We start from the raw sequence: 15,115 nt of genomic DNA on the forward strand, positions 1-15,115 counted from the left end.
CCTCATTTTGTCCAGTATAAAACTAAAAAATTAACTAATAATTTCTTTTACTCGCCCTACTTCACCAGACTCTAATCTTACTTTTATACCATGAGGGTGATTTGCTGAGTTTGTTAATAATTTTTCAACAACACCTTGGGTTAATTTTCCTGTTCTTTGATCTTGTTTCAAAACAATATTTACTTCTAATCCTGGCTTTATGTTTGATCGCTGTGTTCCACTCATTTATATTCTCTTTATTATCAATCTAAATTCAAAACGTTTTTTAACGCTTTATAAATTTGTAGCTTAGGTTTAGCATGCGAATCTTCATTATGAAATGGTGCAACTGCTAGTAGTGGCATAGTCAGTCTTTGTTTAAGTGCATCTACATTTTCTTGTTGTTCATCCATATTCGGATCAATATGATTTGCAACCCAACCGATGCAATTTACTCCTAAAGCTTTCATATGTGCCTGGGTTAGTAAGGCATGATTTAAACACCCAAGTTTTAGACCAACAACTAAAATAACTGGCATGTCTTTTTCTTTCACCCAATCATATAAATATTCTTCGTCGTTTATTGGCAATGCCCAACCTCCCGCACCTTCTGTGATTAAATATCCCTCTTTATGAATTTCTTTACTGATCTTTGAGTAAGCTGAATTTAACCCAGAGACAGATATCTTTTCATTTGATAACTTGGCAGCAATATGTGGTGCGATTGGTTGTTCATATATATATGGATTGATCAGCTTATATGGCACTGAAACATTGCCACTTTCTAATAAGGTCAGTGCGTCTTCATTTACCAATTCATCAAATGCATATTCAGCGCCGGCAGCAATCGGCTTAAAGCCCAAAACCTGGTGTTTATGTTGCTTGATAAACTTCATCAGTAAACTAGTGATAAATGTTTTACCGACATCGGTATCAGTTCCGGTTATAAAATAATGATTCATAGTGTTTACTCTTAACTATTTTTCTAATGTGAGATAAGCAACTTGATAACTTACATCAAATCCATTGTTACTTTTTGGATAAGCATTAAGCAAAGTTTTAAGTCTATTTTTCCCCATCAAACCTTTGTTTACTTTTGCTTGTACCATATTCGATGCACCAATCTCTTTTATTGATTTTATCGCAGATAGTGGATCTTTATAATTATCTTTATGACAATTCAAACGATAACTTTGCAGTTTAAAATTTGCTTGTTTAATATATTTTAATAAGTCAGTAGGTTTAACAAAATCATTGATATGTTTTTGCTGATCAACCTCCTGCCAAGCGTGTGCTATTTCTTTTAAAGTACCATCACAAACAATCGTTAAATAAAACTTTGCACCAGGCTTTAAAACGCGATTTATATTTTTTAGTAATAAAGGTAAATTTTGTGACCATTGCGTTGCAAAATTACTAAATACCGAATCAAAACTCTTAGCTTTAAAAGGTAGATAGTCCATATCAGCACATATTTTATAGGCAGGCTTTGTGCTTAATGTATTTATTTCTTCTAACATAGATATACTTAAATCAAGAGAAATAACTTGCTCATATTTTTGGCTAAGTACTTTAGTATTTACGCCGGGCCCGGCACCTAAATCAAGGCATAGACCTAAGTTATTATCCGGGATGTCTGCTAATAATATTTTTGCACTTTGGCTTTGAACACAAGCATGTTCATGATAATTAACAGCCGCTTGCGAAAACTTTCTTTGTGTTGCACATTTATTTTGTTGCTGTGGATTTACTGGACTCATATATTATTTTCAAATGCGCCAGCAAGCGAGTTAATCAAATGCGTGATATCATTTTCTTTATGCGCTGCTGTAATTGTTATTCTTAACCTAGCGGTATTTTTTGGTACTGTTGGTGGTCTAATTGCTGTTAGCCAAATTTTATCATGTTTCAATTTATTTGATATATCGACTGCTAATTGCGAGTCTTTGACAATAATTGGCTGGATCGGGCTAGATGAATCCAATAGCTGCATATTTAACTGGCTACATTTTTCATTAAACTGCCGTTTAAATTCAAGTATATTGCGTTTGAGTGCCTTTCTTTGCTCTGTAGCATTAACCAGTTGAATAATGGCATCTTGTGTCATTTTAGCCATTAATGGTGGCATAGCTGTTGAAAATATATATTCTCGATTAAATTGTAATAAATAATCTTTGACTTCATTAGTACATAAAATACACGCGCCAGAACTTGCGACAGCTTTGCCAAAGGTTACAATTAATAACTCAGGTTTGATCTGTTCACAACTTCCTAAACCATTATCACCTAATACACCAAAACCATGGGCATCATCTACCATTAACCAAGCCTGATATTTGTCTGCTAACTTTTTGAGCTCAGCCAAAGGAGCACTATCGCCATCCATAGAAAATATGCCTTCAGTCACAATTAGTTTATCTCGACTTGTCGATTTTTTTAGCTTTTGAGTTAAGTGTGCTAAATCATTATGTCTAAAACGTGACATTTTTGCATTACTAGCTAATCCACCATCAATCAAACTTGCATGGTTAAGTTTATCTTGAAATATCTCTGAATCAGCATGACTCATTAAGGTTTTTAATACGCTTGCATTAGCACTAAAGCCACTACTGAACAATAAACATGCCTCATAACCCATAAGCTCAGATAAATAGCTTTCTAAATTAACATGCTCTTGATGAAAACCTGTGACCAAGGCGGAACTTGTACTGCCTAATTTTGTCTGGCTGTAGGTTTGTGATAAACACGAATTAATTGAAAGATAATCATTACTTGCAAAATTGAGGTATTGCTGATTTCCAACTTCTATAAAGCGATCGCTACTGGATTGAATAGCAAAACGTTTACGAAACAAAGACTGTCGTTTACGCTGATTAATTTGTTCAGATATATATTCAAAAGCCATAAAAAGCCTTAAGCACCAAAAACATTAAAAATAGGATTTAGATGACACACTAAATCCTATTTAATAGCTACTAGGTTATGCAGGGTAAAATAAATGCTCTGTTGCTTTATCATCTATTGCTTTGTTTATTGTCGCTTCATGTGCCTCATCAGAACACCCATGTCTTTGCTCTGGCTTAATGCCTAATTTTTTCAACAGTTCCATATCAGTATCGGCAGCAGGATTTTCTGTTGTTAATAATTTAGCACCATAGAAAATAGAATTTGCACCTGCAAAGAAACACATAGACTGCATCTGCGGATTCATTTCTGTGCGACCCGCTGATAAACGTACATAACTATGTGGCATCATAATACGTGCTGCAGCAATTGTACGGATAAATTCAAAATCATCTAAATCATCTACATTTTCAAGCGGTGTGCCTTTTACTTTTACGAGCATGTTTATCGGTACACTTTCAGGTTGCTTTTCAAGGTTTGCAAGTTGCATTAAAAGACCGTAGCGGTCTTGTGCTTTTTCACCCATACCAACAATACCGCCAGAACATACTTTCATGCCAGCATCACGAACGTGATCTATGGTATTTAATCTATCTTGAAATGTACGTGTTGTAATTATTTGGTCATAAAACTCTTCAGAAGTATCAAGATTATGGTTGTAATAATCTAAACCTGCGTCACGTAAAGTATGCGCTTTTTCATTTGTTAGCATACCTAAAGTCATACAAGTTTCTAGACCTAATTCTTTAACTTCTTTTACCATTTTTTCAATGTAAGGCATGTCTCTATCTTTAGGATCAGACCATGCTGCACCCATACAAAAACGTGTCGCACCTTTATCTTTAGCAAGTTTGGCTTGTTCTACTACTTTTTCAACTTCAAGTAGCCTTTCTTTTTCTAAATCTGTTTTATGACGCGCTGACTGCGGACAGTAAGCACAATCTTCAGGACATGCACCTGTTTTAATTGATAATAAAGTTGATATTTGAACTTCATTAGGTTTGAAGTTTGTACGGTGAACCGTCGCTGCTTGAAATAATAAATCGTTAAATGGCATTTCAAACAATGCTTTTACTTGTTGATGCGTCCAGTCATGACGTACTTGCATATTATTCTCTTTTATATTGTCTCACTACATACTGATGGGTTAGTCTACGGAGCATAGATTGATTGTCAACATTAAAAAACATCGCAAGGTTTACAAGTGAGCACTAAACACACAATAAATAAAATTGATATTGAATTTGATAAAAATCATATTTGGCACCCTTATACTTCAATGACTGAGCCTTTACCTGTTTACCCTGTCGTCTCAGCCAATAAAAATATAATTACTTTAGAAAGTGGTGAAGAACTTATAGATGGCATGGCTTCCTGGTGGAGTGCCATACACGGCTATAGCCATAGTGTATTAAATGAAGCTGTTAACCACCAAGTCTCTAAAATGAGCCATATTATGTTTGGTGGCATTACCCATGCCCCAGCAGTTAATTTATGTAAAAAATTAGTTGAAATCACACCAAAACCACTTACTAAGGTATTTTTAGCCGACAGTGGCTCTGTATCGGTTGAAGTTGCAATAAAAATGGCATTGCAATACTGGCAAAGTCAGGGAGTTGAAAATAAAACCAAACTTATGACAGTTGCTAAAGGCTACCATGGTGATACTTTTGCGGCAATGAGCGTATGCGATCCTATTAATTCTATGCATTCGTTATATCAAGGTTTTTTACCTGAACATATATTTTCTCCTGCACCAATATCACCTTTTGATGGAGAGTTTGACAATACAGAGCTAGATACATTAGAAACACACTTCATTAATAATCATAAGGAAGTGGCTGCTTTTATCATTGAGCCTGTCGTGCAAAATGCGGGAGGTATGAATTTCTATCATCCTGATTATTTAGCCGGTTTACGACAGCTTTGTGATAAATATGACGTTTTATTGATCTGTGACGAAATTGCGACAGGCTTTGGACGTACTGGAAAAATGTTTGCCGTAGAACATGCCAATATCAGCCCTGACATCATGTGCATAGGTAAAGCAATTACTGGCGGCTATATGACACTTTCAGCCACACTTACCAGTAATAAAATTGCAAAAGGAATTAGTGAAGGTGCTGCAGGTGTAATGATGCATGGTCCTACTTTTATGGGTAACCCACTTGCCTGTGCTGTTGCATGTGCCAGCATAGATTTACTGCTTGCAACTAATTGGAAAAAAACAATAGTTGACCTCAATATTTGGCTCTCCCAATATCTCTTACCATGTAGTCAATTAAACGCTGTAAAAAATGTCCGGGTTTTAGGAGCGATTGGTGTTGTTGAGGTGAATGAAATCGTTGACGTTGCACTGTTTCAAAAACAATGCATCGAACAGGGTGTTTGGATCAGGCCTTTTGGTAAGTTAATATACCTTATGCCGCCTTATATTACCCCTGAGGGTGACATCAAAAAACTAGCCGAGGTTATTTTCAACATATTAGATAGGTAATTCAGCATAAAATAAACACTCTGATTGATACCTTAACGCTGAGTGTTTATTTTACATCACAATATTAAAACTAAAATAAACCCGAGGCTCACTAACAATAGCAGAATTAAATTATATCTTTGGTTATCACTTTGCCTTCTACTTCTTATACGACCAAGTATCATACCAACGAATGATAAACCAGCGCATGCATACAGTAATGACATTAGTATATTTTTAGGTTGCGCTAACCACGCTTCCCTAACCTCTAAACTAAAATATTTCACAATACCATATTCGATTTCTGGACGTGCATAATGAAACATAATTAAAGCAGCCACAAATGCTAACCAAGATAATATATTGAGTCCCAATATTAACTTGGTAATCAAATCAGGTTTATTACTTCGCTTCATTTGCAACTCATAAATCTCTTATATTGAATTTTAATTTAATATATCAATATCTAATACAATAAAATACTGATTAAAATAGCCCAATGTACTTTTTTTATTTGTTTTACACAGGTAATATAGCCGCCTGAAAAATTAAAATTATATTTACATCTGTAATGTATATTCAAAAGTATATTACAGAATCATTGGAGTGAAAATGAGCCACACAGCTATCACAGCATTATTAGCAGGCAAAGTAGAAGCAGAGTCTACGGTTACAGTTAAAGGCTGGATCCGTACACGTCGTGATTCTAAAGCCGGTATTTCTTTCTTAGCCGTCCATGACGGTTCTTGTTTTGATCCGATCCAAGCTGTGGTTCCTAATTCACTTAATAATTATGAAGAAATCACACGCTTAACAGCGGGTTGCTCTGTTGAAGTAACTGGTACGCTAGTAAAATCTCAAGGTAAAGGTCAGTCTTTTGAAATTCAAGCTGATACTGTTAATGTTGTTGGTTGGATTGATAATCCAGATACTTACCCTATGTCAGCAAAACGTCATAGCATTGAGTATTTACGTGAGCATGCACATCTTCGCCCACGTACGAATATGATTGGTGCTGTAACACGTGTTCGTAACTGTTTAGCACAAGCAATCCACCGTTTTTACAACGATCGTGGTTTTGTTTGGATAAGCACACCTATCATCACAGCAAGTGACTGTGAAGGCGCTGGCGAAATGTTTAAGGTATCAACTTTGGATATGGAAAACTTACCGCGCACTGATAAAGGTGAAGTTGATTATGCTGAAGATTTCTTTGGTAAAGAAGCTTTCCTAACAGTATCTGGTCAGTTAAATGGTGAGACTTACTGTTCAGCTATGTCAAATATTTATACTTTTGGTCCTACTTTTAGAGCTGAAAATTCAAATACGTCACGTCATTTAGCTGAATTCTGGATGGTTGAACCTGAAGTCGCCTTTGCAGATTTAGAAGATATCGCAAAACTTGCTGAAGATATGCTTAAATGTGTTTTCAAAGCAGTTTTAGATGAACGTCGTGATGATATGGAGTTCTTTGCGCAACGTGTAGAAAAGACTGCAATTGAGCGTTTAGAAAACTTTGTAGACAAAGACTTTGCACAAGTTGATTACACTGAAGCGGTAGAAATCTTAAAATCCTGTGGCAAGAAATTTGAGTACGCAGTTGAGTGGGGTGTAGATTTACAGTCTGAACATGAGCGTTATTTAGCAGAAGTACACTTTAACGCACCTGTTGTAATTAAAAACTACCCTAAAGATATCAAAGCTTTCTACATGCGTGCCAATGAAGATGGCAAAACTGTTGCTGCAATGGATGTTGTTGCACCAGGTATTGGTGAAATCATTGGTGGTGCACAACGTGAAGAGCGTTTAGATGTACTTGACGCACGTCTTGAAGAAATGGGCTTAGATAAAGAAGATTACAGCTGGTACCGTGATTTACGTAAATACGGTACTGTGCCTCATTCTGGTTTTGGTTTAGGTTTCGAGCGTTTAGTTGCTTATGTTACAGGTATGGGCAATGTACGTGATGTAATTGCATTCCCACGTACTAAAGGTAATGCAACTTACTAATATCAAATCTAATGAATATACCAGTTAGTCTCTTGCTAACTGGTATTTCTAAATCCCCCTTTCTTTTAAATTAAAATTCCCATAATCTAAAATCAACCACTAGCTAGATGACACCTGCCTTGATATGATCTGATTATCAATTTTTTTGAAAATGATCTCATGGAAACCTACCAAATTAGTCCTCTTGGAACTATACACTCACCTTATAAACAAAAATTTGCAATTCCACGACAACCAAGGTTAATACCTGAGGCACGTGCGCAATTAGAATTTTCCGGAGAATTTAACCGTGAAGAGTTTGTTCGTGGTTTAGCAGATTTTAGTCATATTTGGTTATTATTCAGATTTCATGAAACAGCTGATAAAGGTTGGTCCCCTTTGGTTCGCCCTCCTCGATTAGGTGGCAATGAAAAAAAAGGGGTATTTGCTACACGTGCAACTTTTAGGCCTAATGCGATTGGTATGAGTGCGGTAAAATTAGAAGATATCTGCTACAAAAACGGCAAACTTTGGCTTGAGCTTTCAGGTATTGATTTATTAGATGGCACACCTATCATTGATATCAAACCTTACTTACCCTACTCTGATAGTTTACCTGATGCCACAGCAGGTTTTGCCGATACGCGACCTGAAACTGAACTTGAAGTGTGTTTTAGTGAGCAAGCAATCGAATTTTGTATGAAGCAGCAAAACACACACCCACACTTATATCAATTTATTGCTAAAGTTTTAAAGCAAGATCCACGCCCTGCATATAAAAAGAGTAAAGGTGGCGTACAAAATTACGGTATGTGCCTTTATGACTTTAATATTAAGTGGAAAATTGAAAATAATCTTAATACTGTGCTAGAAATTAGCCACCAATGATAAGTTAAGCTTTTTTGCAGCCCTTTGCACTGCTACACTAGAGCACTAAACGAAATAAAAAATTTAATACCCCAATTTATAACGGAAAAAACATGCGTACTAGTCAATATATACTCGCGACACTAAAAGAAACGCCTGCTGATGCTGAAATCATCAGTCACCAATTAATGCTAAGAGCTGGCATGATCCGCCGTCTTGCATCGGGTTTATATACTTGGTTACCCACAGGTTTACGTGTTTTACGTAAAGTTGAAAACATTGTTCGTGAAGAAATGAACAAAGCTGGTGCAATTGAAATGTTAATGCCTGTCATCCAACCTGCGGATTTATGGCGCGAATCAGGCCGCTTTGAAGAGTTTGGTCCAGAATTACTACGTATTAAAGACCGTCATAATCGTGAGTTTGCATTAGGTCCAACACATGAAGAAGTGATCACTGATTTTGTTCGTAAAGAAATCAAAAGTTACAAACAACTTCCTTTAGCACTATATCAAGTACAAACTAAAGTACGTGACGAAGTTCGTCCTCGTTTTGGTGTGATGCGTGCCCGCGAATTTACGATGAAAGATGCTTACTCATTTCATTTAAGTGATGAGTGTTTAGATACTACATATCAAAAAATGCATACAGCTTACTGTAATATCTTTAAACGTATGGATTTAGAGTTTCGCCCTGTTATTGCTGACACAGGTTCTATTGGTGGCAGTGTATCACATGAATTTCATGTATTAGCCGAGTCTGGTGAAGATGCTATCGCATTTAGCTCACAAAGTGATTACGCTGCAAATATTGAAAAAGCAGAAGCGATTACAACAGATACGCGTCCTGAAGCGTCAAAAGAATTAAATACTTTTGATACACCAGAAGCTAAAACAATTGCTGAACTAAAAGCTAAGCACGGTGTTAAGCCACATAGAGGCGTTAAAACTTTAATTGTTTACGGTGCTGCTGATGAAGAAGGTAACCGTGGTTTAGTAGCATTAGTTGTTCGTGGTGACCACGAACTTAACGAATTAAAAGCTGAAAAACTTGAATTAGTTGATAGCCCATTAGAGCTTGCTAAAGACGAAGACATTGTCAGTACAATTGGCGCTGCTGCTGGTTCTTTAGGTCCTGTCGGTCTTGAAATTCCAGTGATCGTTGATAGCAGTGCAGCTGTTATGGCTGACTTTGTAGCTGGTGCAAATAAAAACCAAGTTCATTACAGTGGTATTAACTGGGATAGAGATGTAACTGATTACACTGTTGCTGATATTCGTAATGTTGTTGAAGGCGATCCGAGTCCATGTGGACAAGGCGTTGTTAATATCAAACGTGGTGTTGAAGTTGGCCATATCTTCCAGTTAGGTACTAAGTATTCGGAAGCGATGAATGCCGGTGTGTTAAACGAACAAGGTAAAAACCAGCCGATGGCTATGGGTTGTTACGGTGTTGGTGTATCACGTATTGTTGCAGCAGCAATTGAACAAAATAATGATAAATACGGTATCATCTGGCCAGAAGCACTTGCTCCTTTCCAATTAGCTATCGTGCCTATGAATATGCACAAGTCGCATCGTATTCCTGATATCGCAAATGGTATTTACGACAAGCTTACACAAGCTGGTATTGAAGTATTATTTGATGATAGAAAAGAGCGACCAGGTGTGATGTTCAATGATATGGAATTAATGGGTGTACCATACACACTTGTTATTGGTGAACGTAACCTTGATGAAAACAAGGTTGAGTTAAAAAACCGCCGTACTGGTGAAAAAACAATGCTTGAATTAGATACTGTGATTGAGCACTTCAAAACATTATTTAACAAGTAACTTATAATATCTATTGATAGATAATAAAAACCCAATTTAATATAAATTGGGTTTTTTGTTTTTATAATAAAGTTAACTTTACCAGCTTCTTACTCTACCGGTATCAACATGAATAAAGCCTGATTTTGGATAATAACCTACGCCACCTAATTTAAGGCTCTTAGCCGCATTGCGTAAATCGAGTAAATCTACACCTGGGATCGCAATATCCATTGCCATGCCTCTCATATGATAACTTTTCTTGGCCACACCCTTTGTAGTTGCATTTAACATTGCATTCGTTTTAGGGGATCTAAACCCAGATATAATATGTATTTCAGATGAATCTTCCAATTTCTGCTGTAACTTATGTAGTAACTCAAATAAATTTCTATCCATTGGCGCTGTAATATCTTGCCTATGATCACGTAATAATTGATCAAAATTACCAAGCGCTTCATGTTGATAATTACCATTTATCCAAAAATCTGCTTTAAAACGTTCATCTGTATGGCGATTATATAAAGCTAAGCTACGCTTTCCTTCACTTTGTACACTTGCAAATGTATGTTTAGGTATAACACCTGAAGCAACAATGCCACAAAAACCTTTTAATAAATTTCTTCGAGTTGAGCACGACAAAGACATTAACTACCACTTAAGATCGATCAATAAACAATCAGCAAGAATACTTTATTATTGTTAAATTAGCAATTATATAAAATAGTCATAAATATCATTTTTTATGGTTTTATCCGTGCGATAGTCTGATTTCTTTTAAGATCTAATTGTGGTTTTTTATTTTTATAAAGCACATTTTCTTTATCATAAATATCACTCCTGTACTGTACTTGATTATATTCATCAACCCAGGCAGTCCAATAAACTAAGTGAATTGCTAATGGCTCTTTGAGCTTAAACCATTTATTTCCTTCATTATTTTTTATTACTTTATGCCAAGAATCTTGATTAGCTAATCTTGTTTCTTTAAACCAAAGCGCTAATTCATTGGCTTTTTCTACGCGAATACAACCAGATGAAAAATCTCGACGTGATTCATCAAATAAGGCTTTATCAGGTGTATCGTGAATATAAACACTGTGTTCATTATTAAAATGAAATTTAACTTGTCCCAGCGCATTTGTAGGACCTGGTCTTTGCCTAAGTTTATAAGGGAAACGCCCTTTTGCTAGCTTTGACCAATTAAACTCAGACAGACTTATTTTGTTGCCATCAAAATCAAATACATCATAGTTTTCTTCATCTAAATAATCTGAATTTCTACGAATTTTCGGTAGTAAGTCTCGCCTTACAATCTTTCTGGGGACATTCCAACTTGGATTTAATACAACGCTTTGTATTTCAGAGCTCAGTGTTGGAGTAGGTCTTTTGCTTTTACCTACAATTACTTTTGAACTAAAAATCCCCTCACCTTGATTCACAACACTCAGCTGAAACTGAGGGATATTAATAACAAGGTATTCCTGTTCTACCTGCGAAAAAAAATCTTGCTGACGATGTAAGTTTCTTAATAGTAAATCAGCCCTTTGGGCTGGAGAGGTATTTAACCAATTTAAAGTTCTAGGGCCAATAATCCCATCGGGATTTAAGCCATGATGTTTTTGAAATTGACTCAATGCGTTAAATAAAACCTTTGAAAATGTATTTTTGGCACTGCGGTCTTGTTTTAAATAACCTAACAGATATAACCTATGTTTTACTTCACTTATCATCGGGTGCCTATCACCTAAATTTAAAAATGTTTCAAACTTGATATATGGCCAAACCTTCAATTTTGCTAACCGTTTTAAAAAATATATTCTCTGATTAACACGTTCAACATTTACTTTATTTATAATTTTTTCAAAATTATTTTCTAAAGCCCTCTCATTATTTAATTTAATAACGCTTGTGGGCATACTATGACTTGATATTAATCGTTTTTCTAATGATGGCGCGTCTTGAGATGCTATTACCTGACTACAACACAGATAATAAAACACTATCACAAACAAGCTGTTTTGGATCATTACTAGCCCCCATCATTGAACTTGAATTTAAATTTAAGTATGGCAACTAAGTAGGCTAAATCAAAGTTAGATGAAATCTTTTATAGACTTTATTAATATTCAATTTTAAAATTTGATAAAATATTATAAATATTAGTTAAATGACTTCATTCACTCAAGCTGATTTAAATCATCAGTTAAGAATCAATTTTGAAAAGCAAATTAGCCAGCCATTTGATAATTGGTTATCTTTTTCTGAAAAGTTCAAACATATACAACTCACTGAAAATCAGCATTGGATTAAAGCGGGCGATTTTTGTGAAGATATCGGCTTTATCTTAAGTGGCCTATTACGTGTTTATTATATTGATCATAATGGCAATGAAGTGAATCAACATTTTTATCAAGCCAATGAAGCATTAGCACCCATCAGTGCATTAGTTTCAGCTCAGCCTTGTGAATATTATATTCAAGCAATTGAACCAGTCGATTTAATGCTTTCTAATTATAGAGACTTAAATAATACACACTCTAAAAATACTCAATGGTTACAACTAGAAGTTAAGTTGTTACAAACTGTTTTTATAAAAAGTGCAAAGCGAGAAGCTCAGCTATTATTAGGTAATGCAGAGCAAAGGTATAAATGGTTTTTAAAGGAGTTTCCTGACCTTAACGATAAGTTAACTCAATATCACATCGCTTCTTTTCTTGGGATCACAGCGGTTTCTTTATCAAGATTAAAAAGAAAAATGGATACAAAGTATTAACGAGCAAATGTAGCCTGTAATTAACATTGCCTAATAACATATACCTAATCAGAATTGACCCGATAGTCTATTTTGGTTGATGATTTTTATAATTAAATATCGATATTTGACCTAATCAAAATGGCTATTAGGTCAAAATTTACACCTTAAATATTTTTTATATTTCTATTCATTTATAAAGACTAAATAACAGCTGCTAACCTAACACCTTGATCAATTGCGCGTTTAGCATCTAGTTCTGCTGCTTCAAAAGCACCGCCAATTAAATGATGAGCTTTGATTAAGCCTTCTGTTAATTCATCTAAAGGCTCTTGTCCTGCGCACATAATGATATTATCGACCTCTAACAATTGGTTCTTGCCATCAACTTTAATATGTAAACCTTTATTATCAACTTTTACATACTCACAAGATGAAAGCATCTTTACACCTTTTTTATGAAGCCCTGCTCTATGGATCCAGCCCGTAGTTTTACCTAACCCCGCACCTACTTTTGTAGATTTACGTTGTAATAAGTAGACTTCTCTGCCAGAAGGTATTAATTTCTCTTTTACACCTTCAATACCGCCTCTTGCTTTTAACGACATGTCCACGCCCCATTGTGCCATAAATGCAGGTATATTTTGGCTGGTTGACTCTCCTTGATGACATAAAAATTCACTCACATCAAAACCAATACCACCGGCGCCTATTACCGCTACTTTTTTGCCGACTTCTTTTTTATGTTTCAATACATCTAAATAATTTAAAACCTTTGCATGATCTAAACCTTCAATATTAACCTTTCTTGGCTTTATGCCTGTCGCAATAATAATCTCATCAAAGTTTTGATTATTTAAATCCTCTGTATTTACTCTATGATTTAATAGTAAATTCACATCGTGTTCTTTTATTTGTGAGTCAAAATAGCGAATGGTCTCATTGAACTCTTCTTTACCTGGGACTTGATTTGCAACATTAAACTGGCCACCAATTTTAGATTCCGCATCAATTAAAGTTACTTTATGACCTCTTTTAGCCGCAGTTGTCGCGAACGCCAAACCAGCAGGTCCGGCGCCAATGACAGCTAAATGTTTTTTACTTTTTGTTTTCTCGATTTTTATTTCTGATTCATGACATGCTCTTGGATTAACTAAACAGCTTGTCATTTTCCCATTAAATACATGATCTAAACATGCTTGATTACACCCTATGCATGTATTAATTTGATTAGACTGTCCTAATTGGGCCTTTACAACAAAATCTGGATCAGCTAAAAAAGGGCGAGCCATGGAAATTAAATCAGCATCTGCGCGCTCAAGTACTTGCTCTGCTACATCTGGCATATTAATGCGATTAGATGTGATTAATGGTATTGATAATTCTTTTTTAAACTTAGCAGTCACCCAAGTAAATGCAGCTCTAGGTACTTTTGTTGCGATAGTTGGCACTCTTGCCTCATGCCAGCCAATACCAGTATTAATGATTGTTGCACCTGCTTTTTCAATCGCTTTTCCAAGCTGAACAACTTCTTCGAAAGTACTACCACCTTCAACCAAATCTAGCATTGATAACCGATAGATGATTATAAAATTATGCCCTACAGCTTCCCTTGTTCTTTTTACAACGTCAACAGCGAGTTTCATTCTATTTTCATAATCGCCACCCCACTCATCTTCACGCTTATTGGTTCTTTTGACTAGGAACTGATTTATAAAATAACCCTCTGACCCCATAATCTCGACACCATCGTAGCCACCTATTTTTGCGTATTTTGCCATTTGTACGATATCAGATATTTGTTTTTCTATACCTTGGTGATCGAGTTCTTTAGGTGTAAAAGGGTTGATAGGTGCTTGAACAGCTGAGGGCGCGACTAAATTTTTATTAAAAGCATATCGACCTGTATGCAATATTTGCATGCAAATTTTTGCATCTTCTTTATGTACTGCATCTGTGATTGTTTTATGTTTGAGTGCTTGGGCATCCGATTCTATAAGGTTAGTGTGTGGGTGAGTTGCGCCTTCTTGGTTTGGCCCAAAACCACCTGTTACAATTAAAGCAACACCGCCCTTTGCCCTTTCAGAAAAAAAGGTCGCCATGCGTTCAATACCATTTTCTTGCTCTTCTAAGCCTGTATGCATCGACCCCATAATGATGCGGTTCTTTAATTGTGTAAAACCTAAACTTAATGGCGTAAATAATTTTGGATAATGAATAGTTGACGGTGACATGTAGTGCTCCATATTTTCAATAATTATTTTTAATTCTGATGTTCAGTATCACCGAGTCATTTATATGTGTCGTTATCATTTGATAACTTCAACTTAA

Annotated in this window: 14 protein-coding genes; 5 read left to right on the forward strand and 9 right to left on the reverse strand. The window is 35.6% G+C overall.

Annotated features, from left to right (window positions below; all coding sequences use genetic code 11):
• Window positions 1-30 precede the first annotated feature (30 nt).
• The 5 genes from KO527_RS03975 to bioB form a co-directional block, all read right to left on the reverse strand.
• Window positions 31-225, reverse strand: coding sequence for a YwbE family protein (locus KO527_RS03975; protein ID WP_216039078.1), 195 nt, complete (start codon window positions 223-225; stop codon window positions 31-33).
• Between the two features lie 17 nt (window positions 226-242).
• The gene (gene bioD / locus KO527_RS03980; protein WP_216039079.1) at window positions 243-941 is read right to left on the reverse strand and encodes a dethiobiotin synthase; all 699 of its coding nucleotides are present in this window, start codon (window positions 939-941) and stop codon (window positions 243-245) included.
• Between the two features lie 15 nt (window positions 942-956).
• The gene (locus KO527_RS03985; protein ID WP_216039080.1) at window positions 957-1,739 is read right to left on the reverse strand and encodes a methyltransferase domain-containing protein; all 783 of its coding nucleotides are present in this window, start codon (window positions 1,737-1,739) and stop codon (window positions 957-959) included.
• Window positions 1,736-2,884 (reverse strand): 8-amino-7-oxononanoate synthase, encoded by a 1,149-nt coding sequence (locus tag KO527_RS03990; RefSeq protein WP_216039081.1) that lies wholly within the window; start codon window positions 2,882-2,884, stop codon window positions 1,736-1,738. The genes KO527_RS03985 and KO527_RS03990 overlap by 4 nt, the downstream gene beginning before the upstream one ends.
• A gap of 75 nt (window positions 2,885-2,959) precedes the next feature.
• The gene (gene bioB, locus KO527_RS03995; protein WP_216039082.1) at window positions 2,960-3,991 is read right to left on the reverse strand and encodes a biotin synthase BioB; all 1,032 of its coding nucleotides are present in this window, start codon (window positions 3,989-3,991) and stop codon (window positions 2,960-2,962) included.
• A 96-nt stretch (window positions 3,992-4,087) separates the two neighbouring features.
• Here bioB and bioA point away from each other — a divergent pair, with 96 nt between their 5' ends.
• Entirely contained in the window at window positions 4,088-5,380 is a 1,293-nt protein-coding gene (gene bioA, locus KO527_RS04000) for an adenosylmethionine--8-amino-7-oxononanoate transaminase (protein ID WP_216039083.1), read from the forward strand.
• Window positions 5,381-5,436: 56 nt separating this feature from the next.
• Here the strand turns inward: bioA and KO527_RS04005 are convergent, their stop codons facing one another.
• Window positions 5,437-5,775 (reverse strand): hypothetical protein, encoded by a 339-nt coding sequence (locus KO527_RS04005; protein WP_216039084.1) that lies wholly within the window; start codon window positions 5,773-5,775, stop codon window positions 5,437-5,439.
• Window positions 5,776-5,971: 196 nt separating this feature from the next.
• On the opposite strand from KO527_RS04005, the gene asnS reads away from it, so the two are divergent.
• From asnS to KO527_RS04020, 3 genes are all read left to right on the forward strand, one after another.
• Window positions 5,972-7,369: an asparagine--tRNA ligase gene (gene asnS, locus KO527_RS04010; RefSeq protein WP_216039085.1), complete on the forward strand. Its 1,398-nt coding sequence runs from the start codon at window positions 5,972-5,974 to the stop codon at window positions 7,367-7,369.
• Window positions 7,370-7,528: 159 nt separating this feature from the next.
• Entirely contained in the window at window positions 7,529-8,236 is a 708-nt protein-coding gene (gene tsaA, locus KO527_RS04015; RefSeq protein WP_216039086.1) for a tRNA (N6-threonylcarbamoyladenosine(37)-N6)-methyltransferase TrmO, read from the forward strand.
• A gap of 92 nt (window positions 8,237-8,328) precedes the next feature.
• Window positions 8,329-10,050 carry a proline--tRNA ligase gene (locus tag KO527_RS04020; RefSeq protein ID WP_216039087.1) on the forward strand — a complete coding sequence of 574 codons (1,722 nt, stop codon included), beginning with the start codon at window positions 8,329-8,331 and terminating at the stop codon, window positions 10,048-10,050.
• A 78-nt stretch (window positions 10,051-10,128) separates the two neighbouring features.
• Here KO527_RS04020 and KO527_RS04025 read toward each other — a convergent pair whose 3' ends face one another.
• Together KO527_RS04025 and KO527_RS04030 are read right to left on the reverse strand one after the other, a co-directional pair.
• The gene (locus KO527_RS04025; protein ID WP_216039088.1) at window positions 10,129-10,677 is read right to left on the reverse strand and encodes a DUF882 domain-containing protein; all 549 of its coding nucleotides are present in this window, start codon (window positions 10,675-10,677) and stop codon (window positions 10,129-10,131) included.
• 95 nt (window positions 10,678-10,772) lie between these two features.
• Window positions 10,773-12,059 (reverse strand): L,D-transpeptidase family protein, encoded by a 1,287-nt coding sequence (locus tag KO527_RS04030; protein WP_216039089.1) that lies wholly within the window; start codon window positions 12,057-12,059, stop codon window positions 10,773-10,775.
• Window positions 12,060-12,199: 140 nt separating this feature from the next.
• On the opposite strand from KO527_RS04030, the gene KO527_RS04035 reads away from it, so the two are divergent.
• On the forward strand, window positions 12,200-12,805 hold the full coding sequence (locus KO527_RS04035) for a Crp/Fnr family transcriptional regulator (RefSeq protein ID WP_216039090.1): 606 nt from the start codon (window positions 12,200-12,202) through the stop codon (window positions 12,803-12,805).
• Between the two features lie 182 nt (window positions 12,806-12,987).
• Here the strand turns inward: KO527_RS04035 and KO527_RS04040 are convergent, their stop codons facing one another.
• The gene (locus KO527_RS04040; RefSeq protein ID WP_252733390.1) at window positions 12,988-15,018 is read right to left on the reverse strand and encodes an NADPH-dependent 2,4-dienoyl-CoA reductase; all 2,031 of its coding nucleotides are present in this window, start codon (window positions 15,016-15,018) and stop codon (window positions 12,988-12,990) included.
• Window positions 15,019-15,115 lie beyond the last annotated feature (97 nt).

The organism is Pseudoalteromonas sp. C2R02, assembly GCF_018860845.1.
Lineage (GTDB): Bacteria > Pseudomonadota > Gammaproteobacteria > Enterobacterales > Alteromonadaceae > Pseudoalteromonas.